Genomic DNA, 24,786 nt, shown 5'->3' with positions numbered 1-24,786 from the left:
GCCCGCGACGTCGTCCGCCGGCCGCGCAACCGTCGACCGCTCGCGCGGTCGGTGGGCCGGCTCCGGTCGCCGTGCGGTGAGCGGGTCAGCCCTCGACGGGGTCGGCGTCCGGGGGCGTGGCGTCCGGTGCCTCGAAGGGCGCATCGTCCGGCCCCACGAAGGGGATGACCTCGGCGTCACCCGTGGAGGGGCTGCCCGTCCAGGACCCGCCCTCCAGGCTGTAGACCACGCACTGGACGGTGCGGTCACCCTCGGCCCAGGCCCGCTCCGTGGGCCGGAACGTGTACACGTCCCAGCCTGAGGACTCGTACGGCTCCCCGACGTAGTCCTCGAACACCGTCCCCAGGCACTCATCCTCGGGCTCGAGCCAGAGGTGTTCCCGGTCCTCGCCGGGGAACTCGGCCACGGACTCGGGCACGGTGACCACGTGGAGCAACTCGGAGTCGTGTTCCTCGGCGCAGTCCACGGTGGTCACGGCGTTGCCCACGTCCTCGAACCCGTTGAAGCAGTCCCCGACGGCCAGGCCGGTGATGTCGGTGCGATCCGGGTTGATCTCCACGCCGAACCCGCGGGCGAACTCGTCCACCTCGTCGGGAACGGCGGTACAGCCGGTGAGGGCCAGTGATGCAGCAGCCAGTCCGGCGGCGAGGGCGGCCAGGCCGGGCCACGGAAGCGGCCCACGCCGCGGCGATGTCATGGAGGGAGCATACGGCCAGATCAGGGCCCGGATGCCGGATCGCGGTACGGTGACGTCGTGGGTGAACGTCACGGCCGTGTTGCCAGGAACGCGGCACACCGCTAAGGTGTGAGCGCAGTCACAACCGAAGAGCCGTTGAGTGCGGCGGGAGAGTCCCGTCCAGCAGCACCGGTCGGGCGCCGTAGGAGCAAATCCTCCCCAGGAAACTCTCAGGCCCCCGTACCGCCGCATCGAGGCACATCTGGAAAGTAGCGCGGCATCCTCCGCGTTCGCCGAAGGAGCAAGTCCCGCCCGGGTGGGATGGAAACTCTCAGGCCGAGCTACAGATCGGGGAGGAACACACGGACCGCGCGGGGACACCGCGCAGAAGCCTGGAGTTCCCTCATGCCGATCACCCCCGTTCTTCCGGATGCCCTCGACCTGCCCGACGCCACCCTCACCGACCGTGCGGTCGGTCCGGGCCGGTACGCGGCCGTGACTGCCGCCCACCCGGACCTCGACCCGATCGGAGCCGGGCGCTGAGGCCCGGGACAACACCATGAGCATCAGCGTCTTCGACCTGTTCACCGTCGGCATCGGTCCCTCCAGTTCGCACACCGTCGGCCCCATGCGGGCCGCGCGCCGGTTCGCCGAGACCCTGGTCGCCGGGGATCTCCTGGAACGCACCGCCGACCTGCGGTTGGACATCTACGGATCCCTCGCGGCCACCGGTCGCGGACACGGCACCTTCACCGCGATCCTGCTCGGGCTGGAGGGCTACGACCCGGAGCTCATCCTGCCCGACCAGGTTGAGGAGCGTCTGGCCGACATCGACTCCACCGGCACCCTGCGCCTGTGCTCCGCCCTCGGGGCGGGCAAGGACCTGCCCTACGGGGTGAAGGACATGGTGCAGCACCCGCTGACCGTGCTCGACCGGCACACCAACGGCATGCGGTTCCAGGCGCTGGACGCCGAGGGCTCCGTCCTGGCGGACGAGACCTGGTTCTCCGTGGGTGGCGGCTTCATCGTCCAGGAGGGTGAGGAGGACGCCGGCGGGGACCAGCAGGATGGGTCCGGGGCCACGGTGCCCCACCCGTTCAGCACCGCCCAGCAACTGCTCGAGCACTGCCACGCCACCGGGATGGACATCAGCGAGGTGATGCTGGCCAACGAGCGGACCCGGCGCACCGAGGACGAGATCCGCGCCGGGCTGCTGCACATCTGGACCGTGATGGAGGAGTGCAAGGACTCGAGCCTGCGGCGCACCGGCCTGCTGCCGGGCGGACTGAACGTCGCACGCCGGGCCCCGGAGTGGCACCGTCGCCTGCGTGAAGAGGACCCGGACCGGGACCCGAAGTTCTGGCAGGAGTGGGTCAACCTGGTCGCGCTGGCGGTCAACGAGGAGAACGCCTCGGGCGGCCGGGTCGTCACCGCCCCCACCAACGGGGCCGCCGGCATCATCCCGGCGGTGCTGTTCTACGCCACCCACTACTCCCCGGCGGCCCTCGACGCGGCCGCCCAGGGGCCCGAGGCGCTCCGCGTCGCGCGGGAGCAGATCGTCACCCGGTTCCTCCTGGCCGCCGCGGCGGTGGGCGTGCTGTACAAGGAGCAGGCCTCCATCTCGGGCGCCGAGGTGGGCTGCCAGGGTGAGGTCGGTTCGGCCTCCTCCATGGCGGCCGCCGGCCTGGCGGAGGTCCTCGGCGGTTCGCCCGCCCACGTGGAGAACGCCGCGGAGATCGCCATGGAGCACAACCTGGGCCTGACCTGTGACCCCATCGGCGGACTCGTGCAGATCCCCTGCATCGAGCGCAACGCGATCGCCGCGGCCAAGGCGATCAACGCGGCCAAGATGGCGATGTGGGGTGACGGCACCCACCGGGTCAGCCTGGACGAGGTCATCGTCACCATGCGCGAGACTGGTAAGGACATGAGTCACAAGTACAAGGAGACGGCCCTCGGAGGACTGGCCGTCAACGTCGTCGCCTGCTGACGCGTCACACGTCCGGGGCCTCGCGCGCCGGTCACGACTCCGGATCACCGACCCGGAGCCATCCCAACCCCACCCGCAGATCACACCTGGGAAGAGGCTCCATCATGAGCGAAACCCCTCAGTCGCCCCATCTCGAACGGGCACTGTCCAACCGGCACATCCAGCTGATCGCCATCGGCGGAGCCATCGGCACCGGCCTGTTCATGGGCTCGGGGAAGACCATCTCGGTGGCCGGGCCCTCGGTGATCTTCGTCTACATGATCATCGGCTTCATGCTGTTCTTCGTCATGCGCGCCATGGGCGAGCTGCTGCTGAGCAACACGGACTACAAGAACTTCGCCGACTTCGCCGGTGACCTTCTCGGGCCCTGGGCCGCGTTCTTCACCGGGTGGACCTACTGGTTCTGCTGGGTCGTCACCGGGATCGCGGACGTCGTCGCCATCGCCTACTACGTCTCCTTCTGGTGGCCCGACCTGCCCCTGTGGATCCCCGCGATCGCCTGCATCGCGTTGCTGCTGGGCCTGAACCTGCCCACGGTGAAGGCCTTCGGCGAGACCGAGTTCTGGTTCGCCCTGATCAAGATCGTGGCGATCGTGGCCCTGATCGTCATCGGCCTGGTCATGATCATCACCGGGTTCGAGAACGATGGCGTCCAGGCCAGCTTCGACAACATCTGGACGCACGGCGGCATGTTCCCCACCGGCTTCATGGGCTTCGTCGCCGGGTTCCAGATCGCCGTCTTCGCCTTCGTCGGCATCGAGCTCGTGGGGACCGCGGCCGCCGAGACCAAGGACCCGGAGAAGAACCTGCCCCGGGCGATCAACTCCATCCCGATCCGCATCCTGCTGTTCTACGTCGGCGCGCTGATCATCTTCATGGCCGTCCGGCCCTGGACCACCTACAGCGCCGACGAGTCTCCCTTCGTGGCCATGTTCGCCCTGGCCGGACTGGCCGGTGCCGCCGGCGTGGTGAACTTCATCGTGCTGACCTCCGCCGCCTCCTCGGCCAACGCCGGCATCTACTCCACGTCCCGCATGGTCTACGGCCTGGCGCAGACCGGCGAGGCACCCCGGCAGTTCGGCCGGCTCTCCAAGCGGCACGTGCCGCGCAACGCCCTGCTGTTCTCCTGCGTGTTCCTGCTCGGGGGCGTGGTCCTGCTCTATGCCGGAGCCGGCGTGTCGGAGGCCTTCACCCTGGTCACGACGATCTCCGCGCTGTGCTTCATGTTCGTGTGGTCCATCATCATGGTCAGCTACATCGTGTACCGGTTCCGCCGCCCCCACCTGCACCAGGCGAGCTCGTTCAAGATGCCGGGGGCATCGTTCATGCCCTTCGTGGTGCTGGCGTTCTTCGGCTTCGTGATCTGGGCCCTGACCACCCAGCCGGACACCCTGGCCGCGCTGCTCTTCACGCCTATATGGTTCATCGCCCTGGGCATCGGGTACCTCGTCCTGCGCCGCAACCCCAAGCACGGCGAGCTGCGCGCCGAGCACGACGCCAAGGTCATGCTGGAGAAGGAGCACCGGGAGGCCTTCCTGAAGGAGCAGGCCACGCGGGAACCCACCCCGATGCGCTGAGCCCGCACGACGGCCCGCGACGGCCGGCGGAGACCGAACGCCCCCGGGACGCCCCCGGGGGCGTTCGGCCGTCAGTCCTCGGGACCCGGTTCCAGGCGCCGGGCCAGGGCCCGCATCTCGGCGGCGCTGTCCAGGGCCTGCCGGGCCGCGCTGAACCCGGCCTCCTCCAGGGCCCTGGCCTCCGCCTCCATGCGATCGGCCTGCTCGTAGAGGGCGACGGCGGCCAGGGTGCGTTCACGCCGGTCCAGCTGGCCGCGCCGCTCGATCGCGGCCCTCTCCTCCCGGACGTCGCGCATGCTCGACCACGTCAGCAGCGAGGCGCCCACGGCGACGAACAGGATCAGCAGAAGGACCACGAGCGCGGGAAACATCGGCCTCTTTCGTCCGCAGGGCACAGGGACGCCTCCAGTGTCCCGCTCCGGGCGCTCTCGCAACAGGGGAGGCGTCACCGAACCCAGGGACGCACGCCACGCGGGACAGGGCTCAGCCGCGCAGCGTCACCAGGGTGCCCAACGCCCGCACGGCCAGGTCCCGGGCCCCGGTGTGGCGGGTCCGGTTGCTGACCCGGGCCATCAGTGCCGAGGCCCGCACGATCCGCTGGGTCGGTGCGCGCCGGGCGGTGTCATAGCGGCGCAGGCCCTCGGCGACGGTCTGGGCGTCCACCAGGGACTCGGCCAGCACCAGTCCGTCGGTCAGCGCCTCCCCACCCCCGCGGCCCAGGTGCGGCAGCATCGCGTGCGCGGCGTCGCCCACCAGCACCGTGCCGGCCGAGACGTAGGAGGGCATCGGTTGCGACCACTTCAGCCGGCGGCGGTCGATCGACGCGGGGGAGACGGCGTCGAGCACCCGTTGCACGCCGGCGTGCCAGCCGGCGAACTCCCGGCGCAGCACGGTCAGCGGGTCCTGGGCCCGGGAGCCGGCCCGCTCCAGCGGCAGGCACGCGTACCAGTTGGTGCCGCCGCCGGGGAACGGGCTGGTCCCGAACAGCAGTTCCGCACCCCACGTCTCGTCGGCGCCCCCGCTGGGCACCGGAGCCACGCCGCGGAAGGCGACCAGGCCGGCGTCGGACACGCGGGCTGCCGGGAACGCCGCGGCGCGCACGGCGCTGTTGATCCCGTCCGCGCCCACGACGACGTCCGCCGGCGGGGCGGGGGCGTCAGGGCCCACGGGGGTGGAGAAGCGCACGGTGCCCTTGGGCAGCCCGGCGAGCAGTGCCTCGAGGAGGGTCATCCGCGGGACCAGGTGCAGGCCGGGGCCCCGGCCGCGGAGACTGACCTGGGCCAGGACGGTGCCGTCGGGACGCAGGATCCGGCCGCCGGAGACGCCGCTGGAGATCCCGTCGGTCGCCTCGCCGGAGGTCCCGACGCCGGGGCCCGCCGGGCCGCTGCCGGCCGCCGGGGCCAGCCGCTCGGCGACGCCGAGGGAGACCAGGGTGCGCCAGGCGCCGGGCCAGATGCCCAGCTGGGTCCCGGCCGTGGAGAGGGACCGTTCGCGTTCCAGGACGGTGACGTGCCACCCGGCGTGGTGCAGGGCGGTGGCGGTGGCCAGTCCGGCGATGCCCGCGCCGACGATCGTGGCGGTGTTCATGCGCTCAGTGTGGCAGTCCCGGACCCGCCGCCAGTCCGTGCACCGCCTGGAACACGGCGCCCATCCTCGCGTCTGCCTCGACCTGGCTGAGGAAGATGACGATCGTGCCGTCCGGATCGATGAGGAAGGTCGTGCCCTGGCCGCCGGACCAGCCCAGGCGCCCGGGATGGTCCCCGGAGGTCTCCACGGAGATGCCGTATCCCCACCCGGTCGTGTCCCAGAACCCGGTGATCATGCTCTCGGGGGTCTTGGCCTGCGGGGCCACCTGGTCGCGGGTCATCTCGGCCACGAGCGCGGCGTCCAGGAACCGGTGTCCCGCATGCCGTCCACCGTCGGCGAGCATGCGCGCGAACCGCAGGTAGTCCCGGGCCGTGGAGACGAGCTCGCCGTGGGCGGTGTCGAAGGCCGGCTCGCCCACGTAGAAACCCCCGCCGAGCGGTTCGGTCTCCCGCAGCTCCCCGTCCACGCGGCGGAAGGCGGCCGGCAGGCGGGAGGCCTTCTCCGGCGGCACCCACAGGGAGGTGTCCTCCATCCCCAGGGGTGAGAAGAGCACGCGGTCCAGGTGGTCCTGGAGTGCCACGCCGGCCATCCGCTGCAGCAGGATGCCGAGCACGCTGAAGCCGTGGTGGTAGCGGAAGCCCTCCCCGGGCTGGTGCGCCAGCGGCAGGGTGGCCAGGCACCGCAGCCATTCGTCGGCGCCCACGTCCACCGTCTGGTCCGGGCTGGCGGAGACCCCCAGGTCCACCATGCGCCGGGCCAGGGGAGAGTCCGTCATCTCCATGCCGTAACCGCCGCCGTTGACCAGCAGGTCCCGCACGGTGATCTCGCGGTCCGCGGGCACGACGTCGGACAGCTCGGCATCGTGGGCCCGCAGCACCGTGCGCTCGGCCAGTTCGGGCAGCCACCGCAGGACGGGGTCCTCCAGGGAGAGCTCGCCCTCCTGCACCGCGATGAGGGTCGCCGCGGCGGTGAGGGGCTTGGTCATGGACTGGATGCGCATGAGCGCATCCGGGCGCATGGGTGGGCCGTCCTCGGCCATGGATCCGGCGCACACCACCGTGGAGCCCTCCCAGGATGTGCCGGCGCCGCTGACGACGAGGAGGGCCCCGGGCACCGTTCCGTCCTCGACGAGCCGTTGCAGGAACTCCTCGAGGGGTGCGGCGGTCCCGGCCGTGTCGGTGGTCCCGGTTATGGTCTCCTCCGTCCCCGCGCGCTTTTGACGTGCGCTCCGCGTCCGAGGAGCGTACCGACCGCCGCGGACGGGCCGGAAGGCCTCAGGGCGAGCGCAGGTGTGCTCGCCGCCCGGTCACGGCGGCCACCACGAGCACCGCGGCGACGGAAGCGGTGACGCCGAACAGCCCGGACCACTGGCCCGCGTCCGCGAAGGGACCGGCGGCCAGGGTGCCCACGGCGCTGCCGGCGAACAGGGAGGCGGCGAACAACGCGACGGCGGTGCCGCGCAGGGCGGGCAGCACCTCGGTGGCCCAGGCCTGCAGGGAGGTGTGCAGCAGCGCCCACGTCCAGCCGAGCAGCAGGGCGGCGGTCACCACGGTGCCCACCGAGACGTGGACGGCGACGGCGGCGTACCCGGCCACCAGCCCCGCCCCGCCGAGGGCCATGATCACCGGCCGGGACAGGCGCCGGGCCAACGGGCGGACGAGCCGGCTCGAGACCAGGGTGGACAGGCCGTAGCTGGCCACGGCCAGTCCGGCGGTGGTCGCGTCCAGGCCCTGGTCCTGCAGGGCGGGGGCGAGCAGGGTGAGGATGCCGAGCACCACGGCGCCCTCGGTGAACACCAGGACCATGATCAGCAGCATCCACCGGTCGGACAGCGCCGTGGTGATCGCGCGCCACAGCCCGGTGGGTTCCGCGAGGCCGGGGTCGGGCCGGCCGCGCAGCGCGAGCAGGCAGAACAGCGCGAGCACGGGCGGGATCGCGAACATCAGCCGCCAGCCCACGGTCTCGCCGATGAAGCCGGCCGCGGCGGTGGCCAGCGCGGTGCCGACGGCGACCGCGGACATGTTGTCCGCCAGCGCGCCGTGCCGGTGCGGGCCGGGGACGGTGTCCCCGATGTACGTGATGGCGGTGGGGATGATCCCGCCGAAGAAGACCCCGGTCAGGGCGCGGGCCATGATCAGCAGGGCGAGGTTCGGCGCCAGGGCCGAGAGGATCCCGGTGACCGCGGCGCCGAGCAGCGCCACGCGCATCAGCCGCATCCGGCCGAACCGGTCGGACAGGGTGCCCCACACCGGTTGCGTGAACCCGTAGGCCAGGAAGTAGACGCCGGCCACCGCCAGGGCCTGGGCGAGGGAGGCGCCCAGGTCCGTGGCGAGCACCACCAGCAGCGGGGAGACCGCGAAGCGGTCGAAGCTGGAGGTGAAGGAGGCCAGGGCGACGCCGGCCGGCGGCCGGATGGGGCGGGGGCCGGCGTCGTGGTCCGCCGGGCCGGGCTGCGGTGCGGAGCGCGGAAGGGGAGGGGTCACAACAGGCCAAGGTACGCGATGGCCGTTCGGGCACCTCGCAGGATCTCGTCCCGGCGTGGACCACGCTCTACCAACAGGGCTGGTTCTCCTTCGATGAGCTCGTGCAGTTCCATGGCTTCGACCAGGTGGGGCCTACTCCTGCACGTCCACCACGAGTCCCTCCAGGCCCTTGTCCGCATCGGCGATGATCCCGGCCTCCTCGGTGGCCTGGGCGCCGCGTTCCATGGCCTGGTCCGGGAAACCCCAGCCGAACTTCGTCAGGATCATCGTCTTCGCCGTGGCCGGATCGATCTCCGTGAAGTTGGACAGCTCGGTGCGGAACTCCTCCGGGTTCTCGGTGGCGTACTCCTGGGATCTCTTGACGACCTCAACGAAATCCTTGACGAACTGGGGGTCCTCCGCCCACTTCTGCTCCGAGGTGAGGTAGACCGCCGTCACGAACTCGGGGTCCACGTCGATGTACGGGTCGGCGATCAATCGGTGGCCGGCATCCTTGGCGTTGCCGAGGAAGGGCTCCGAGGTCGAGATGGCGTCCACGTCGCCGCGTTCCATGGCCGGTTGCATGTCCGGCAGCGGGAGCTCCAGGAAGTTCACCGTGTCCGGGTCGCCACCGGCCTTCTTGACGGACTGCCTGATGGCCGCCTCGTGCAGGCCCTTCACGGCGTTCACGGCCACGGACCTGCCCTCCAGGTCCCCGGCGTCCTCGATCGTGGAGTCCTCGGGGACGACGATGCCCCCGTGGTCTGCTCCGGGCTCACCCGTGGTCCGCCCGCCCTCGGCGACGGCGATGACGGGCAGGCCCTTCTCCCGGGCCTGGAAGGCATTGACGCTGCCGGTGTAGACGACGTCGTACTGATCCTGCAGCAGGGCCGGGATGGAGACCGAGCTGCCCGGGGTGAACTGGATGTCGATCGTCATCCCCTTCTCGGCGAAGAAGCCCTTCTCCTCGCCCAAATAGATGGCCGCCACGTCGACCACGGGGACGGCGGCCACGTGGACGGTCTGCAGGTCGCCGTCGGGGGTGTCCGATGAACCGGCCTGGGAGGCGGTAGGAGCGTCCGCCCCGGCCGCGGCGCTGGAGGACGTCGCTGCCCCGGAGGGGCTGCCGGAACCGCAACCGGTGAGCAACAGCATGGACGCGGCCACCGTGGCGAGCGCGACGTGGGTTCTCTTCATGGCTACCTGCCTTCAGGGTCACAGCAAGGGGCGTCACAACTTGAGTTGCAATTGCAACGAGTGTCGCACCTCACATACGATTCGACAAGTACCCCTCACCGTGACGTCGGCTCCGCGGGCCTTGGCTGCGGGGGCGAGGAGGAAGCCTGTTCAGGGAAGGAGGCGCAGTTCAGGAACCGTGCAGCGACGGCGGGTTGTTCATGAGCGGGATGTTCTCGTACATCCGGCGCAGGAACGACTGCAGTTGTGCCCGTTCCTCGGTGGTGAACCCGTGGACCATCAGGTCGGCCCGCTCGAGGGCGACGGGCAGGACCGCGTCATGGACCTCCGCGCCCTTGGCGGTCAGGTACAGGCGGCGGCGGGGGCCATCCTGCTCCCAGCAGATGAGGTCCTTGTCCCTCAGTCGCTGGAGCCGACGGCTGACCACCGACTTGTCCAGGGCGACCTGTTCCGAGACGTCCACTGCCTGGCACCCCGGGCGGTTGGACAGGGTGGACAGGATGGCGAAGTCCGGGGAGGTGACACCGAAGCGCTCGTTGTAGATGCGGGATCCACCCCAGACGTGGGCGTTGTCCACCAGGGACAGGTAGGCCGGGGTGAACGTCTCCCGGTCGATCGTGTGATCGAGAGGGGTGCGAATCGGTTCGGAGGGCATGTGGCCCATCCAACCACCAGTGAGAACCGTTCCAGACCGAAGGGCACCATGAAGAAGCTCATCAACAATCCGCGCTCCGTCGTCGTCGAGTCGCTGTCCGGGCTGGTGCGGTTGAACCCGCACCTGCGCCTCCTGGAGGGCACCCGGACCGTGGTGGACGCGGGGGCTGCCGGGCGTGGGACCGTGGCGGTCCTCTCCGGCGGCGGGGCGGGCCACGAACCGGCCCACGCCGGGTTCGTGGGTCCCGGCATGCTCACCGGGGCCGTGTCCGGCGAGGTGTTCACGTCACCTTCGGTGGACGACGTCCTCGTGGGAATCCGCGCCGTGGATTCCGGCGCCGGGGTCCTGCTCGTGGTCAAGAACTACACCGGGGACCGGTTGAACTTCGGTCTGGCGGCGGAGATCGCCCGGGCCGACGGCATCGACGTCCGGATGGTGGTCGTGGCCGACGACGTGGCACTGGGCGAGTCGGTGGACCATGCGGGTCACCGCGGGATCGCCGGCACGGTCCTCGTGCACAAGGTCGCCGGGGCGGCCGCCGCGGCGGGACTGGGCCTGGACGCCGTGGCCGACGCCGCGCAGAGGGCCTCTGGGGGCCTCGCCACCATGGGCGTGGCCCTCGGCTCGTGTACGGTCCCGGCCGCCGGCACGCCCAGTTTCGAGCTCGGCGGGGAGGAGGTCGAGTGGGGCCTCGGCATCCACGGTGAGCAGGGCGTGGAGCGGTCCGGGGTGTCCTCCGCCTCGGAAACCGTGGACCGCCTGCTGACGGCCTGCCTGGCCGCCGGGCGGGCGGCCGAGGGGCAGCCCGTGGCCCTGCTGGTCAACAACCTGGGCGGCAGCTCGGCCATGGAGGTGTCCGTGGTCACCGACGCCGCGCTGTCCTGGCTCCAGGCCCGGGGTGTCACCGTGGCCAGGGCCTGGTCCGGGGCGTTCCTCACTGCCATGGAGATGCCCGGGGTCTCACTGTCCGTGGTGGCCGTGGACGAGGACCTGCTGGGGTACCTGGACGCACCCGTCCGGACCGCTGCCTGGCCCACGGGATCGGGCGAGATCAACCAGTCCCCGAGCCTCGCGGCACCGGTGGCGGAGTCCGCTGCCCGCGAGGGGTCGGAGCTGTCCGGTCCGGGGCGCTTCATCCTGGAGGCGGTCCTGGAGGCGCTCGAGCGTGCGGAACCCGAACTGACCGCCATGGACCAGCAGGTGGGCGACGGCGACCTCGGCCATAGCCTCGAGCGTGGCGCCCGGACGGTGCGTGAGGAGGGCGCGGCCCTGCCGGCCCGTCCGGACCGATTGTTGCGCCGGATCTCAGCACTGGCCCGTAGGAGCATCGGGGGCACGTCGGGACCCCTGTACGCGGTCTTCCTGCTCAAAGCCTCCGAGGCGCTGCACGGCATCGAGGAACCGCAGGCCGGGGACTGGGCCCGGGCGCTGACCCGGGGGCTGGAGGGGATCCAGGACCTCGGTGGGGCGAGGCCCGGGGACCGGACCATGCTGGATGCCCTGGCGCCGGCGGCCGGGGCCCTGGCCGATGCCGCCGACCAGCCGCTGGCGACGGCGCTCCGGGCGTCCGCGGAGGCTGCCCGGTCCGGGGCCGAGGCGACGGCGGACATGGCGCCGCGGATGGGTCGGTCCAGTTATGCGGGGGACCGGGTCAGGGGACACGTGGACCCGGGCGCCTGGGCCGTGCACCTCTGGCTGGCGGCCGCGGCGCAGGCCGCCGCGACGGTGGACGCGACGGTGGACGTGGAGCCCTCCGCGCGTCCCTCATGACCGCCCACCGGACCCGTCTATGGAGTCCGGTGGGTGCGGGTCACCTCAGCGTCGCGCGCATCGGGAGAGAGGTGTAACCGCGCAGCCAGTGGTTGACCTTCGGCACCGGTTCACCGGTGAGCTCGAAGGACCGGACTCGTGTGGCGAAGGCCCTCAGCAGGCTCTCGGCCTCCATCCGGGCCATCATCTGGCCCACGCACGCGTGGATCCCGTATCCGAAGGCCGCGTGGCCCCGGACGTCCCGGGTGATGTCGAACTCGGTGGGCCGGTCCCACGCGCGGGGATCCCGGTTGGCCGCGCTGACGCAGTTGATGACCTTCTGCTCCGGCTCGAGCACCACGCCGCCGAGCTCCGTGCGGATGCCCACCGTGCGACCGATGTAGGGGCTGGGGGCGTGATAGCGCAGGGTCTCCTCGAAGACTGCGCGAGCCTTCGACGGGTCCGCCGAGAAGGCCTCCCACGCCGCCGGGGTGCGGGACAGGGCCAGCAGGGCGTTGCCGATCCCGAGCATCGTGGTGTCCAGCCCCGCGGACAGGAAGGTGCGGACCAGCAGCCCGGCCGACTCCTCGGTGATCGTGCCCGCGTCGGCGGCGGCGAAGATCCTGCCGGCGAGCCTGGACTCGTCGATGTTCTCCCGGCGCATCTGCCAGTCGACGTACTCCTTCGCCTCGCTGGCCTGGGCCACGGCCTCCTCGTACAGGGCATCCTTCGGTCCCATGGCCTGGAAGTTGAGGTTGGCGTACGTCAGCAGGTGCTGCCGCCCCTCCGGTGCCAGCCCGACGGCGTCCGGCAGCACCCGGAGGGGGTACGCCTCTGCCAGGTCCGTGACGGCATCGAACTCACCGCGGCTGCAGACCTCGTCCACCACGTCGAAGGCGGCGGCCTGGAACTCCTCCTGGAGCTGCTTCACCACCTTCAGGGACAGCACGGAGTTCATGACCTTGCGGGTCACGGTGTGCTGGGGCCGGTCCTGTTCCAGGATCGCGCTCGCGGTACGCCAGTTCTGTTCCCGCGCGGTATTGGTCAGCCCGGTGCCGTGGGAGGAGATGAAGACCTCGTGGTTCTCGAAGATCTCCTGCACCAGTTCGGCCCGTCCCGTGGCCCAGACGCCGTGGGACTCCAGCCACACCAGGGGGCCGGCCTCCCGAATGACGTCCTCCACGGGGAAGGGGTCCTTCAGCGAGGCGACGGAGAACGGGTCCACGTCCAGGGTCGGGGTGCCTCCCGCGATGGCGGTCATGGGTCTTCTCTTTCAGCCGGGCGATCACTTCAAGTTGCAATTGCAACTCAGTGTTGCACGGCTCACTCCGTCAGGCAACGTCTTCGGGCTCCGTGGGAGCCGCGTCCGCTCGCAGGAGCGTCGTCGCGGCCTCACGCCGGGTGGCGATCGCCTGGATGCGGGGCTCGAGGGAGGCGTGCAGGAAGTTCACCAGTTCGGTGACGCGGCGTGGCGGGCGGCGGCGTTCCGCCGGGGCGAGCCAGGTCATGTACACCGTGACCCGTTCCGCGTCGACGAGGGGGATCTCCACGACCTCGTGACCGTCCACGGTCCACGGTGAGGCGTCGGGTTGGACGAGGACGGAGATACCGAGCCCCTTGCCGACCAGTGCCCGGGTCAGCGGCAGGGACGAGGTCACCCAGGCGATCCTCGGGTCGTTCTCCGTCAGTTCCAGGACGCGCCGGGTGTTGAGCATGCTCGGGGCATCGCCGAGCAGGATCAGCGGTTCCTCGGCGATGTCGGCCTTCGTCAGTTCCTGCCGGCCCGCCAACCGGTGCCCTGCCGGGAGCAGGACATGGGTGGGTCGGGTGAGCACCGGTTGGTGGCTGATGCCCTCGGGTGTCTCCAGAAGGTAGGTGAAACCCACGTCGATGGTCCCCGCCGTCAGGCCCGCCAGGAGGTCTGCGTGTCGCACCTCCTCGAAGGACAGCTCCACACCGGGATGTTCCGCCGCGAAGTCCCCCAGGATCGTCGGCAGGATGTAGGGCGCCAGGGTCTGGTAGATGCCCACGGTGAGGGGACCGCGCAGGTGGCCGTCCCTCTCCTGCAGGACGCGGCCGGCCTCGTCTGCCGCCCGCAGGATGGCGCGGGCCTCACGATGCAGTTGACGCCCGGCCGCCGTCGGCCACACGCCGTGGGCCCTGCGGCGGACCAGCAGGTGCTGGCCGATCTGCCGCTCGAGCTCGTCGACGGCGGCGGACACCGACGACTGGGCCGTCGTCAGCTCCCGTGCGGCCGCGGACAGCGAACCGGCGCGGACGACGGCGTCGAAGACCTCGAGCTGTCGCAGGGTGAAGGGGAGGGGCACGGTCATCCTTTATCGACTCAACCGATGATGATTCCCTGATCTTTCCTGTTGTCGCGATGTGCTGTCCAGCGGACGATGGAGCGAAAGGCCCATCAATCCCCGCGGCCGCCCGTGCACTGCCCGGACGGGTCCGCGCCCTCCAGGAGGCGGCATGCCCACCATCACGTATCACCAGGCCGACGGCCAGACCCAGGTCGTCGAGCTGGAGAAGCCGGCCCGCATCATGCAGGCGGCCTTGAGGAACGATGTGCCCGGGATCGTGGGGGAGTGCGGCGGCCAGGCGATGTGCGCCACCTGTCACGTCTACGTCCACGAGGACTACGTGGACGCGCTCCCGGAGATCGGGGAGGACGAGGAGGAGATGCTCGAGGTCACGGCCGCCGAGCGCGATGCCCGGCGTAGCCGGCTGGGGTGCCAGATCGAGGTCGGCACCCCTGGCCTGGAGTGTATTGAGGTCGACGTTCCGGACGAGCAGGTCTGAGCCGTGACCGAGACGCTGAACGGACACGTGAACGAGACCTCCTCGGCCGCCCCCCGGGTCGGCACCGCTGCGGACACCCCCGGTGTGGTCATCATCGGCGGTGGCCAGGCCGGCCTGCAGGCCGCGGCGTCGCTGCGGGACGAGGGGTTCGAAGGCTCGGTGACGATCGTGGCGGAGGAGCCGGGACTGCCCTATCAGCGGCCGCCGCTGTCCAAGGACTACCTCAGGCCCCGCCCGGAGGGTACGCCGGCGGAGCCGTTGCCGCTGCGTGGCCCGGGGTTCTGCGCGGAGCGGGGGATCACCCTGCTCGCCGGGGTCACCGCCACGGCCGTGGACCGGGTGACCAAGACCGTGCACATGGCGGACGGCACCGAGCTGCGCTACCAGTCCCTGGTGTTCGCCACTGGTGCCCGCAATCGTCAGTTGACCACGCCGGGTGTTGAGCTGCCGGGGATTCACGGGCTGCGCACCGTGGCCGATGCCCAGGCCCTGGGGGCAGCCCTGGGCGCCGCGCGGGACGTCGTGGTGATCGGCGCCGGGTTCATCGGCCTGGAGTTCGCGACGGCGGCCCTGGAGCGCGGCTGTCACGTCACCGTCCTGGAGTTCGCCCCGCGTCCGATGGGCCGGGCGCTCACCCCCGTGCTCGGGGACTGGTTCGCCGGCGCGCACCGGGGCCTGGGTATCGACCTGCGTCTGGGGGAGGGCATCGAGTCCTTCGAGGCCGGGGGCGATGGCCGGGTGGCCGTCGCCGTCTCGACCACGGGGGACCGGTACCCGGCCGACCTGGTGGTGGCCGGCGTCGGGGTCCAGCCCAACGACGGGCTGGCGGCGGCGGCCGGGCTGGAGACCGACAACGGGATCGTGGTCGATGCACACCTGCGCACCCGGGACCGGGATGTGTACGCGATCGGGGACTGTGCGAACTTCCCCTGCGTGCAGGCCGGGAGCCCGTTCAGGCTGGAGTCGGTGCAGAACGCCACCGACCAGGCCCGGCACGTGGCCCGGGTCATCCTCGGCGAGGAGAGCCCGTACACCGAACTGCCGTGGTTCTGGTCCACCCAGGGGCCGTTCCGGTTGCAGATGGCCAACATCGTCCGCCCGGAAGACGAGACCGTGGTGGTCGGGGACCCCGAGGCCGCGACGTTCTCGGTGTTCTGTTTCCGGGACGGGATCCTGGCCGCGGTGGAGTCGGTGAACATGCCCGGCGACCACCTCGCGGCCCGCAAGATCCTCGCCCGGGGCATCACGATCACCCGTGAGCAGGCCCTGGCCGAGGGATTCAGCCTCCGGGCCGCCTGGAAGGAACACGCCACCGCACCGGTTCCCGCCTGAGCCCCGGATGCGGGCACCTGGTCATGAGCACCCCGAGGCCCGGACGCGGTACGGCATCGTGTACCCATCCGTCATCACTGAGAGGACTGGTCCGGGCGGGTGCGCAAGGTGCGATGTCCTCTCAGCGATGACAGAGGCTTCATCGGGAAGCCGAGAGAACGCTCCGGGTACGTTTCGCTGCTCTGGCACACACGGCGGCGCCGGCCACTGCCCCCGGCGAGGGGCGATGACCGGCGCCGCACGTGTGTGCCGTAGGGCCTCTGGCCTCAGGCGGCCGGCGGGGCCTCGTCCGCGTCCGGGGCAGGGCCGCCGGCCTTGAGGAGCCCGAGGGCGTGCGGTTCCTGGAAGTTGCGGAGTCCGATGGTGCCCATCTCGCGGCCGATGCCGGACTGCTTGATGCCGCCGAAGGGGGCGCGCTGGTCCAGCAGGGCCGGCCCGTGGGTGTTGTGGAAGACGTAGCCGGCCTGCAGCCGGGCGCCGACCTCGCGGGCGGTGTCCTCGTTGGAGGTCCACACGGAGTTGCACAGGCCGTACTGCGTGTCGTTGACCATCCGGATGCCCTCCTCCACGTCCTCGAAGGTGATGATCGGGATGGTCGGGCCGAACTGCTCCTCGGTGACCACGCGCAGGGACGGGTCCGGGTCCAGGACGAGCGAGGGGCGCATGAAGTTGCCCTCCGCCCAGTCGCCCCCGGGCAGCTGCCCGAACTCGCGGACGTCGGCGCCGGCGTCCTTGGCCTCCTGGACCAGCTCGGTGACGAACTGCAGCTGGGCCCTCTGGTGGAACGGGCCCATGGTGGTGGCCGGGTCCGAGGCCGGCCCGATCTGCACCTGCTCCAGGCGCCGGGTGAGCTCGGCGACCAACTCGTCCCGCTTGGAGGAGTGGACGTAGATGCGCTTGGCGTTCATGCACACCTGGCCCGTGGTGCCGAAGATCCCCATGAACAGCAGGTCCAGGCCCTGCTCGGTGAACTCGGCGTCGGGCAGGATCAGCACCGCGTCGTTGCCGCCCAGCTCCAGGGTGACATTGGTCAGGGACTCGGCGGCCATGGCCATGATGCGCTTGCCGCCGCGCACGGAGCCGGTGAAGCAGACCTTGGCCACGTCCTCGTTGGAGACCAGGGCCTCGCCGATCTCGGCGTCCTCGCCGGTGACCACGTTGAGCACCCCGGCCGGCAACCGCTCGGCCATGCGCTGCACGGCGCGGGTGGTGGCCAGCGGGCAGGAGGGCGGCGGCTTGACCACCACGGTGTTCCCGGCCATCAGGGCGTAAGGCAGCGAGGCGCCGAGGATGGCGATGGGCCAGTTGAACGGGACGATGATGGTCACCACGCCCATGGGCTTGTGGGAGACGAGCACCTCGGTGGGCGGGCCGGGCAGGGTCTCGACGGCGTCGACCTCCTCGACCAGGCCGCAGGCGAGCTCGGTGCGCTGGACCAGTCCCATCAGGTCGAAGGTGGACTCGCCGACGACCTTGCCGTTCTCGGCGGACAGGATCGCGGCCTCGGTCTCGGAGTCCTGCATGATCGCGTCCGCGGCCCCGGCCAGGTGTGCCGCGCGTTCTTCGGCGGAGAGACCGGCCCAGGCCGGGAAGGCGGCCTTCGCCGCGGCCACGGCCTCCAGGGCCTGCTCCCGGGTGGCGGCGGCGGCCTCGCCGACCACCTCGGACGGACGGGCCGGGTTGGTGATCGTCAGCGTGCGCTCCGCCGGATGCTCCCGGCCGCCGTAGAACAGCGGGGTGCGGACCGGGGCCTCGGTCGATGCCGCGGGATGAGGGCTGGTGCTGGTGTCGGTCATGGCGCCTCTTTCGGGACAGGAATAGGCAGGGGGACTGGCGATAAACGAATAGTTACTGATCAGAACCGGGATTCCTCATGAGACAACGTCCCGGCGGAGCGGTGCGCGCAGGCAGCGGCTAAATCACTCTCTCGATAGTGAACCAAGGTGAGCTGGGTCACGTCAAGGGCGGGAGGGCGGGAGGCCGGCGTGCTGCGGGGGTGCTCACGACGAAGCGCGTGAATTCGCTGGTCGGACGGCGGTCAGAGAGATTGCGCAGAATTGAGTGAATTGCCTCTTGTCTCAGGAGTGCGCGGCCCGTAGTCTCCTCGGTGACATAGATCACGTTTCAGCGATGTCGCTGGAATATCGAATTCCCTTGGGGGATCAAATGCCACAGACGATCACTCGTCCTGCTCTCAGCGTCACCGAACTCGAAGACAAGGCGTATGAGCTGCGGGAGAAATTGCTTCTTCTCTGCGGAGAATACGACGGTGCCGTCCACATCGGAGGAGACCTTTCCTCGGCGGACATATTCACGTTGTTGTTCCAGTACGGCATGCACGTCGACCCGCAGGACCTGCGGAACCCGGAGCGCGACCGGTTCGTGCTGAGCAAGGGCCATGCCGCCGTCTGCATGTACATCGCCATGGCCATCCGCGGCTTCTTCGACTACGAGGAGATCGTCCGGACCTACGGCCGGCTCGACTCCGCCTACGGCATGCACCCCTGCAAGGTGCAGTTGCCGGGGGTGGAGGTCTCCACCGGCTCCCTGGGCCACGGCCTGCCGCTGGCCACCGGGATGGCCCTGCACGGGCGGCGCAACGCCATGGCGCACCGGGTCTTCACCCTGATGGGGGACGGCGAGACCGGGGAGGGGTCCGTGTGGGAGGCCGCCCTGGCCGCGCGCAGCAACGACCTGGGCAACCTCGTGGCCTTCATCGACCGCAACCGCCAGCTGATGACCAGCTTCTCCGAGGAGCGCGTGAGGCTCGAGCCGTACCCGGACAAGTGGCGGGCCTTCGGCTGGAACGTGATCGAGGTCGACGGGCATGACATGGGCGCACTGGTCGAGGCCTTCGACGCCCTCCCGGACCCGGACTCGGACACCCCCACGGTGGTCATCTGCGAGACCGTCAAGGGCAAGGGCGTGGACTTCATGGAGCGGAACCTGGCCTGGCATGCCGGCTCGCTCAACGACAAGGACCTGCAGCGGGCCCTGGCCTCGCTGGCCGACGGACGAAAGGCGGCATGACCATGGCGGCCACCACCGAACAGATAACCTCGTTCACCTTCGGGGACCTGCTCTCCTCGCGCACGGTCATCGGCCAGACGCTCAAGGAGCTCGGGCAGGACCATGACAACCTGTGGGTGCTCACCCCGGACATCGGGGCCACCCTCGTGGAGTTCCGGGACACCTACCCGGACCGGTTCGTGGACGTCGGGCTGTCCGAGCAGGCCTGCGTCGGCATCGCGGCGGGCCTGGCCGCGGAGGGCAACATCCCCGTGGTCTCCGGCATGCTCCCGTTCCTGAGCATGCGCGCCCTCGAACAGGTGCGCTCGGACATCTGCTATCCCAACCTGCCGGTGAAGATCGTCGGCACGCACGGCGGCCTCGTCGGCAACGGCGGCTCCACGCACTACGCCGTGGAGGACCTGGGCCTGATGACCTCCCTGGTGAACATGACCGTCACCTCCATCGGCGACCCGCTCATGGTCGGCGAGGTGCTGCGCCAGTCCATGGACATGACCGGCCCCCTGTACATCCGCCTCGCCGTCGGCAAGAAGGACAAGGTGGTCTACGAGCCCGGCAGCGTGCGGATCGAGATCGGCAAGGGCATCACGGCCCGGGAGGGTGGCGACCTGACGATCTTCGCCCACGGTGAGACCGTGTCCCAGGCCCTGGAGGCGGCCGAGGTCCTCGCCGCCGAGCACGGGCTCGACGCCCGCGTGGTGGACATGTTCACCCTCAAGCCGATCGACGAGGACCTCGTCCTGCGCTGCGCAGAGGAGACTGGCCGGTTCGTGGTGGTCGAGGACCACCTGGCCTACGGCGGCCTGGCCTCGCGGATCTCCGACGTCCTCGTGGACCGCGGCGTCCGGCTCGAGGGCTTCCGGCGGCTCGGCATCCCGCAGGTGTTCGCCGGCTTCGGTGAGGACACCGAGCTGCGGGACAAGCACGGCTACGGCCTGACGGCCACGGTGGACGCGGCCCTCGCGGTCGCCGGTGCGAAGGGCGGGGCGTCATGACCACCACCTCGAGCATGACCGGCGCCGCCGGGGCGGCCACCGCGCCGCGGGAGGTGGAGACGGTCGCCGTCACGAGGATCGGCAGCCTGCGGGATCCCGACGCCGGCCGGCGCGGGGAGATCGGCGTCGTCGCCTTCCCCGCGGACGAGGTCGGCCCGGAGGACGTGCGCATCACCGTCGCCTACGCGGCGATCTGCGGTTCGGACCCCCACCTGGCCGAGGGGTTCTTCGGCACCGAGGTGCCGATCGGACTGGGCCACGAGATCTCCGGCGTCATCGCCGAGATCGGTTCTGCGGTGCGCCGCACGGACCTGGCCGTGGGGGACCGGGTGTCCGGCAACTTCATCCGGTTCTGCGGGACCTGCCCGCCCTGCCAGGACGGACGCCAGCAGTTCTGCGAGAACCTCGGCGAGTACAACCGCCCGGGCATGGCCCGATCGGTCGTCTGGCACGAGTCCCAGGTCTACCGGCTGCCGGACGGGGTCTCGCTGCTGAAGGGCTGCCTGCTGGAGCCGACGTCGGTGGCCGTGCGGATCGCGGACAAGACCCGGATCCGCCCGGGGGACCGCGTGGCGATCTGCGGGGGCGGGCCGATCGGCCAGCTGGCCCTGCAGCTGATGCACCGCTACGGGGCCACCTCGCTGACGATGATCGAGCCGATCGCCGAGCGGCGCGAGCTCGCCGGGCGCTTCGGGGCGCGCCACGTGGTCGACCCGACCGCCGAGTCCCTCCCCGAGCGCGCCCGGGAGATCACCGCGGGGGCGGGGTTCGACGTCGTGATCGACGCCTCGGGCTCCCGCCACGCGGTGGCCGGGCTCCTGGACATCGCCGCACCGGGCGGGACGGTGGTCTACGGGGCCATGTACCCCGAGGACTACGAGCTGCCCCTGAACCTCTCCGACCACCTGTACCGCAAGGAGCTCACCCTGACCGGGGTGTTCGTCTCCCCGTACACGTTCCCCCGGGCCGTGCGCCTGCTGGACGAACTGGACCTGGACCCCTTCCTGGAGTCCGTGATCGATCTCGAGCAGGCCGCCGAGGCCTTCCAGGTGCACCTGAGCGGCCGGTATCCGAAGGTCGTCATCCGCTGCAACGACCTCGCCGATCCCTCCGACGACCAGGTGGAGGGCCGATGAGCACCGCCACGGCAGACCCCGTCGTCCCCCAGGCGGAGCGACTGGCCCTGCGCGCGGAGGGGATCTCCAAGCACTTCGAGGGCGTCGCCGCGCTCACGGAGGCCCGCCTGGAGGTTCGGCCCGGGGAGATCCACGCCCTGCTGGGCGAGAACGGGGCCGGCAAGTCCACGCTGATCAAGGTCCTGACCGGGGTGCACCAGCCCGATGACGGCCGGATCGAGTCCGCCGGTGAGGAGGTCCGGTTCTCCGGGGTCCGGGACGCTCACCACTCCGGCGTGGTCGCCCTGTACCAGGAGACCTCGATCGTGCCGACCATCAGCGTGGCCGAGAACATCCTGCTGGGCGAACGGACCCCGAGCTCCGGCGGCCTCATCAGCTGGAACCGGCTCTACCGGGAGGCCCGCCGGCAGTTGGACCGCCTCAACCAGGGGCACATCCCGTTGCGCCGGCTGGCCGGGCGGCTCTCCCCGGTGCAGCAGACCATGGTCTCGGTGGCCCGGGCCCTGGCCGCGGACGCCCGCGTGCTGATCCTCGACGAGCCGACCGCCGCCCTGACGGACACCGAGATCAGGGACCTCTTCGCCGTACTCCGCGCCCTGCGCGCGGACGGCGTGGGGATCGTCTACGTCTCCCACCGCCTCGAGGAGGTCTTCGAGCTCTGCGACCGCGTGACCATCATGCGCAACGGTCAGACCATCGTGACCAGGGACGTGGCGGAGATGACGATCGACGAGGTCATCTCCACCATGGTCGGCCGCTCGGCCGAGGACCTGTTCCCCGAGCGGGGCACGGCCACGGACCGCGTGGTCCTCGAGGTGACCGGGCTGCACGGGAACAAGGTGAAGGACCTGTCCTTCTCGGCCCACGCGGGTGAGGTGCTCGGCATCGGCGGGCTGGCCGGCTCCGGCCGCAGCGAGCTGATGCGGTTGCTCGCCGGAGACCAGAGGCGCACGGAAGGAACCATCGCCGTGGAGGGCCGGGAGCTTGCCGGTTCGCGGGGCGTGGGCCGGGCCCTGGAGCACGGCATCGCCCTGGTGCCGGAGGAACGGCGCAGCCAGGGCGTCTCGCTGGGGGCCACGATCCAGGACAACATCGCCATCGCGAACCTCTCCCGGGTCAGCAACGCCGGCTGGGTCTCCGCCAGCGGCATCGCCAGGCTGGCCCGCGAGGGCATCGCCGACCTGCGCATCAAGACCCGCGGTCCGCGCCAGCAGGTCGGCCTGCTCTCCGGCGGGAACCAGCAGAAGGTCGTCCTGGCCAAGATGCTGGCCCGCCATCCGAGGGTCCTGCTCCTGGACGAACCCACGCGAGGCATCGACGTGGGGACCAAGGCGGAGATCTACCGGCTCATCCGCGCCCTCGCGGCGGCCGGCACCACCATCATCGCGGTGAGCTCCGAACTGCCCGAACTCATCGGGCTGTCCGACCGGATCCTCATCATGCACGAGGGGCGGGTCTCCGGAGAGGTGCCCGCAGCGGGCGCCGACGAGGAACTCCTCCTCTCCTATTGCTATGGAAGGAAGGCCTGAGATGGCCCAGACCACTGACACCGTCCCCGCCGTCGAGGTCCCGCAGGACAAGACGCAGATGTCCCAGATGCTGTGGCAGGGCGGGACGATCATCGCCCTGGTCGCGCTCATCGTCGTCTTCGGCATCCTGCGCCCCGCCGCGTTCCTGAGCTTCGGGAACATGACGAACATCCTCGCCCAGGTGGCCATCCTGACGATCATCGCCGCGGCCCAGACGGTCGTGATGGTCACCGGCCACTTCGACCTGTCCGTGGGCACCACGGCCACGCTCGCGGGCGCCACGGCGTCCGCACTGATGATCAACGGGATGCCCGTCTCCATGGCGATCGTCGTGGGCGTCCTCGTCGGGACCCTGGTCGGCATCGTCAACGGCATCCTCGTCGCCTACCTGGGGATCTCGGCGATCGTGGCCACGCTGGCCACGATGACCACGGTGGGCGGGCTGGCGTTCATCGTCACGGACGGCACCACGCTGTACGGCATGCCCGAGTCCTTCAACTGGATCGGCCAGACCCGTCTCGCCGGCATCCCGATGCCCGTGTTCTTCGCCCTGATCGTGGCCGCCGTCATCTGGGTCATCCTCCGGTACACCACGGTGGGCCGGCGCTGGTACGCCGTGGGCGGCAACTCCGAGGTGGCCAGGCTGTCCGGCGTGAACGTCCGCCTCAACGTCCTGCTGGCCTTCACCGTCGCCGGTTTCGCCTCGGCCCTGGGTGGCATCATCCTGGTGAGCCGGCTCTCCAGCGCCAGCTCCACCAGCGCCAACGACTACATGATGCTCGCGGTCGCGGCGGCCTTCCTCGGCATGACCCTGCTCAAGTCCGGGCAGGCCAACATCGGCGGCACCCTCGTGGGTGTCGGGATCATCGGCGTCCTGCAGAACGGCCTGAACATCGTGGGCGTCAACACCTACATCCAGCAGGTCCTCACCGGCATCATCATCATCGCCGCGGTGCTCACGTCCTCGCTGAAGTCCAAGAACGCCTGACCGGGCCCCTCCCCATCCCCACCCCCCACCGGCCGCTCCCGCGCGGCCCCATCCCCACGGAGAACACCATGCGTACCCGACTGACGATCACTGCAGGACTCCTCGCCGCCGGCCTGCTGGCGCTGACCGGATGCTCCGACGACCCCAACGCCGCTGCCGGCACCGGCGGCGCCGCTGACGACGGCGTCTTCAAGGTCGCCGCCTTCACCGCCGGCTACGGCACCCCGGGCGGCAAGCTGACCCTCGACAAGTTCGTCGAGGAGGGCAAGGCCAAGGGCTGGGACGTCACCCTGTACACCAGCGATTTCGACTACGACAAGATCAACTCGGACATGCAGTCCGCCATCACCCAGGGGGCGGACGTCATCCTGGCCGGGTTCCCCGACCCCCGGCAGATCGCCCCGCTCGTCAACGCCGCCGAGGGCGCCGAGATCCCGATCTTCTCGATCGACGGCGGCGTGGAGCCCAACGAGGACTTCGTGGAGGACGTGACCTTCGACCAGGACCAGCTCGCCGAACTCACGGTGGGCGCCCTGGACGAGGCCATGGGCGGTCTGCAGGGCAAGGACGTCATGGTCATCGGCCATGACCCGCACATCGGGATCATGACCCGCAGCAACCTGGCCATGGACATGCTCGAGGAGGCCGGCGCCAACATCGCCGGCGGCGAGATGAAGCAGGCACTGAACCCGGCCACCTCCCAGGAGGAGGCCCTGAAGTTCGTCACCGACTTCCTCCAGGCCAACCCGGAGGGCCTGGACGGCGTCTGGGTCGGCTGGGACCACGCCGCCCTCGGCGCCGCGCAGGCCATCAGCGAGGCCGGCCGGGACGACATCTACGTCACCGGGGTGGACGCCCTCGGCGTGGCCGTCGAGGAGATCAAGAAGGACGGGCCGTTCTACGCCTCCGTGCACCAGGACTGGTTCTCCGTGGTGGACCGCGTGGTGGAGGACATCGAGGCCTACCGCGCCGACGGCACCCTGCCGCAGGAGAACTTCGTGGAGGTCGAGGGCGAGCTGATCGACCGTGGCAACGCGGACGACTTCACCCCGTCCATGTGAACCCCGCCAACCAC

The 24,786-nt window shown here is 70.6% G+C and carries 22 protein-coding genes and 1 riboswitch; of the genes, 12 read left to right on the top strand and 10 right to left on the bottom strand.

Going from position 1 to position 24,786, the window contains the following annotated elements; genetic code table 11:
- Positions 1 to 85 precede the first annotated feature (85 nt).
- Entirely contained in the window at positions 86 to 697 is a 612-nt protein-coding gene (locus GGQ69_RS13320; protein WP_183529301.1) for a septum formation family protein, read from the bottom strand.
- Between the two features lie 135 nt (positions 698 to 832).
- Positions 833 to 932, top strand: a riboswitch (glycine riboswitch).
- Positions 933 to 1,081: 149 nt separating this feature from the next.
- On the opposite strand from GGQ69_RS13320, the gene GGQ69_RS13315 reads away from it, so the two are divergent.
- The 3 genes from GGQ69_RS13315 to cycA all read left to right on the top strand — a co-directional run bounded on the left by GGQ69_RS13315 (position 1,082) and on the right by cycA (position 4,243).
- Positions 1,082 to 1,219, top strand: coding sequence for a hypothetical protein (locus tag GGQ69_RS13315; RefSeq protein WP_183529299.1), 138 nt, complete (start codon positions 1,082 to 1,084; stop codon positions 1,217 to 1,219).
- 16 nt (positions 1,220 to 1,235) lie between these two features.
- Positions 1,236 to 2,666, top strand: a complete 1,431-nt coding sequence (locus GGQ69_RS13310) for an L-serine ammonia-lyase (RefSeq protein ID WP_183529297.1) — start codon at positions 1,236 to 1,238, stop codon at positions 2,664 to 2,666.
- Positions 2,667 to 2,770: 104 nt separating this feature from the next.
- Complete coding sequence (cycA, locus tag GGQ69_RS13305) at positions 2,771 to 4,243, top strand: D-serine/D-alanine/glycine transporter (protein WP_183529294.1); 1,473 nt, start codon at positions 2,771 to 2,773, stop codon at positions 4,241 to 4,243.
- Between the two features lie 71 nt (positions 4,244 to 4,314).
- On the opposite strand, the gene GGQ69_RS13300 is transcribed toward cycA, so the two are convergent.
- From GGQ69_RS13300 to GGQ69_RS13275, 6 genes are all read right to left on the bottom strand, one after another.
- Positions 4,315 to 4,614 (bottom strand): hypothetical protein, encoded by a 300-nt coding sequence (locus GGQ69_RS13300; protein ID WP_183529292.1) that lies wholly within the window; start codon positions 4,612 to 4,614, stop codon positions 4,315 to 4,317.
- A 112-nt stretch (positions 4,615 to 4,726) separates the two neighbouring features.
- Positions 4,727 to 5,830: an FAD-dependent oxidoreductase gene (locus GGQ69_RS13295; RefSeq protein WP_183529290.1), complete on the bottom strand. Its 1,104-nt coding sequence runs from the start codon at positions 5,828 to 5,830 to the stop codon at positions 4,727 to 4,729.
- Positions 5,831 to 5,834: 4 nt separating this feature from the next.
- Positions 5,835 to 6,971 (bottom strand): serine hydrolase, encoded by a 1,137-nt coding sequence (locus GGQ69_RS13290; RefSeq protein WP_221243808.1) that lies wholly within the window; start codon positions 6,969 to 6,971, stop codon positions 5,835 to 5,837.
- Positions 6,972 to 7,104: 133 nt separating this feature from the next.
- Positions 7,105 to 8,313, bottom strand: a complete 1,209-nt coding sequence (locus tag GGQ69_RS13285) for an MFS transporter (protein ID WP_183529287.1) — start codon at positions 8,311 to 8,313, stop codon at positions 7,105 to 7,107.
- Positions 8,314 to 8,445: 132 nt separating this feature from the next.
- Positions 8,446 to 9,489, bottom strand: a complete 1,044-nt coding sequence (locus GGQ69_RS13280; RefSeq protein WP_183529285.1) for an ABC transporter substrate-binding protein — start codon at positions 9,487 to 9,489, stop codon at positions 8,446 to 8,448.
- A 169-nt stretch (positions 9,490 to 9,658) separates the two neighbouring features.
- Positions 9,659 to 10,144 (bottom strand): MarR family winged helix-turn-helix transcriptional regulator, encoded by a 486-nt coding sequence (locus tag GGQ69_RS13275; protein ID WP_183529283.1) that lies wholly within the window; start codon positions 10,142 to 10,144, stop codon positions 9,659 to 9,661.
- A 48-nt stretch (positions 10,145 to 10,192) separates the two neighbouring features.
- Here GGQ69_RS13275 and dhaL point away from each other — a divergent pair, with 48 nt between their 5' ends.
- Entirely contained in the window at positions 10,193 to 11,914 is a 1,722-nt protein-coding gene (gene dhaL, locus GGQ69_RS13270) for a dihydroxyacetone kinase subunit DhaL (RefSeq protein ID WP_183529281.1), read from the top strand.
- A gap of 40 nt (positions 11,915 to 11,954) precedes the next feature.
- On the opposite strand, the gene GGQ69_RS13265 is transcribed toward dhaL, so the two are convergent.
- Both GGQ69_RS13265 and GGQ69_RS13260 read right to left on the bottom strand, forming a co-directional pair.
- Positions 11,955 to 13,154 (bottom strand): cytochrome P450, encoded by a 1,200-nt coding sequence (locus GGQ69_RS13265; protein ID WP_183529279.1) that lies wholly within the window; start codon positions 13,152 to 13,154, stop codon positions 11,955 to 11,957.
- Between the two features lie 70 nt (positions 13,155 to 13,224).
- Positions 13,225 to 14,220, bottom strand: coding sequence for a LysR family transcriptional regulator (locus GGQ69_RS13260; protein WP_183529277.1), 996 nt, complete (start codon positions 14,218 to 14,220; stop codon positions 13,225 to 13,227).
- A gap of 151 nt (positions 14,221 to 14,371) precedes the next feature.
- Here GGQ69_RS13260 and GGQ69_RS13255 point away from each other — a divergent pair, with 151 nt between their 5' ends.
- Positions 14,372 to 14,701 (top strand): 2Fe-2S iron-sulfur cluster-binding protein, encoded by a 330-nt coding sequence (locus GGQ69_RS13255; RefSeq protein ID WP_183529275.1) that lies wholly within the window; start codon positions 14,372 to 14,374, stop codon positions 14,699 to 14,701.
- 3 nt (positions 14,702 to 14,704) lie between these two features.
- Complete coding sequence (locus GGQ69_RS13250) at positions 14,705 to 16,033, top strand: NAD(P)/FAD-dependent oxidoreductase (protein ID WP_370577189.1); 1,329 nt, start codon at positions 14,705 to 14,707, stop codon at positions 16,031 to 16,033.
- A 266-nt stretch (positions 16,034 to 16,299) separates the two neighbouring features.
- On the opposite strand, the gene GGQ69_RS13245 is transcribed toward GGQ69_RS13250, so the two are convergent.
- Positions 16,300 to 17,829 (bottom strand): aldehyde dehydrogenase family protein, encoded by a 1,530-nt coding sequence (locus GGQ69_RS13245; protein ID WP_183529273.1) that lies wholly within the window; start codon positions 17,827 to 17,829, stop codon positions 16,300 to 16,302.
- A 334-nt stretch (positions 17,830 to 18,163) separates the two neighbouring features.
- Between GGQ69_RS13245 and GGQ69_RS13240 the strand changes: the two genes are divergently transcribed.
- The 6 genes from GGQ69_RS13240 to GGQ69_RS13215 all read left to right on the top strand — a co-directional run bounded on the left by GGQ69_RS13240 (position 18,164) and on the right by GGQ69_RS13215 (position 24,772).
- Entirely contained in the window at positions 18,164 to 19,063 is a 900-nt protein-coding gene (locus tag GGQ69_RS13240; RefSeq protein ID WP_370577188.1) for a transketolase, read from the top strand.
- A gap of 2 nt (positions 19,064 to 19,065) precedes the next feature.
- The gene (locus tag GGQ69_RS13235; RefSeq protein WP_183529269.1) at positions 19,066 to 20,058 is read left to right on the top strand and encodes a transketolase family protein; all 993 of its coding nucleotides are present in this window, start codon (positions 19,066 to 19,068) and stop codon (positions 20,056 to 20,058) included.
- A complete protein-coding gene (locus GGQ69_RS13230; protein ID WP_221243767.1) occupies positions 20,055 to 21,194 on the top strand; it encodes a zinc-binding dehydrogenase in 1,140 nt (379 codons plus the stop codon). Before GGQ69_RS13235 ends, GGQ69_RS13230 begins: the two co-directional genes overlap by 4 nt.
- The gene (locus GGQ69_RS13225) at positions 21,191 to 22,723 is read left to right on the top strand and encodes a sugar ABC transporter ATP-binding protein (protein ID WP_183529267.1); all 1,533 of its coding nucleotides are present in this window, start codon (positions 21,191 to 21,193) and stop codon (positions 22,721 to 22,723) included. The genes GGQ69_RS13230 and GGQ69_RS13225 overlap by 4 nt, the downstream gene beginning before the upstream one ends.
- A 1-nt stretch (position 22,724) precedes the next feature.
- On the top strand, positions 22,725 to 23,711 hold the full coding sequence (locus tag GGQ69_RS13220; RefSeq protein ID WP_255459712.1) for an ABC transporter permease: 987 nt from the start codon (positions 22,725 to 22,727) through the stop codon (positions 23,709 to 23,711).
- A 68-nt stretch (positions 23,712 to 23,779) separates the two neighbouring features.
- A complete protein-coding gene (locus GGQ69_RS13215; RefSeq protein WP_183529263.1) occupies positions 23,780 to 24,772 on the top strand; it encodes a sugar ABC transporter substrate-binding protein in 993 nt (330 codons plus the stop codon).
- Positions 24,773 to 24,786 lie beyond the last annotated feature (14 nt).

This window comes from Micrococcus sp. TA1, from assembly GCF_014199555.1.
Classification (GTDB): domain Bacteria; phylum Actinomycetota; class Actinomycetes; order Actinomycetales; family Micrococcaceae; genus Citricoccus.
This window is presented reverse-complemented; position numbering and strand designations above follow the sequence as displayed.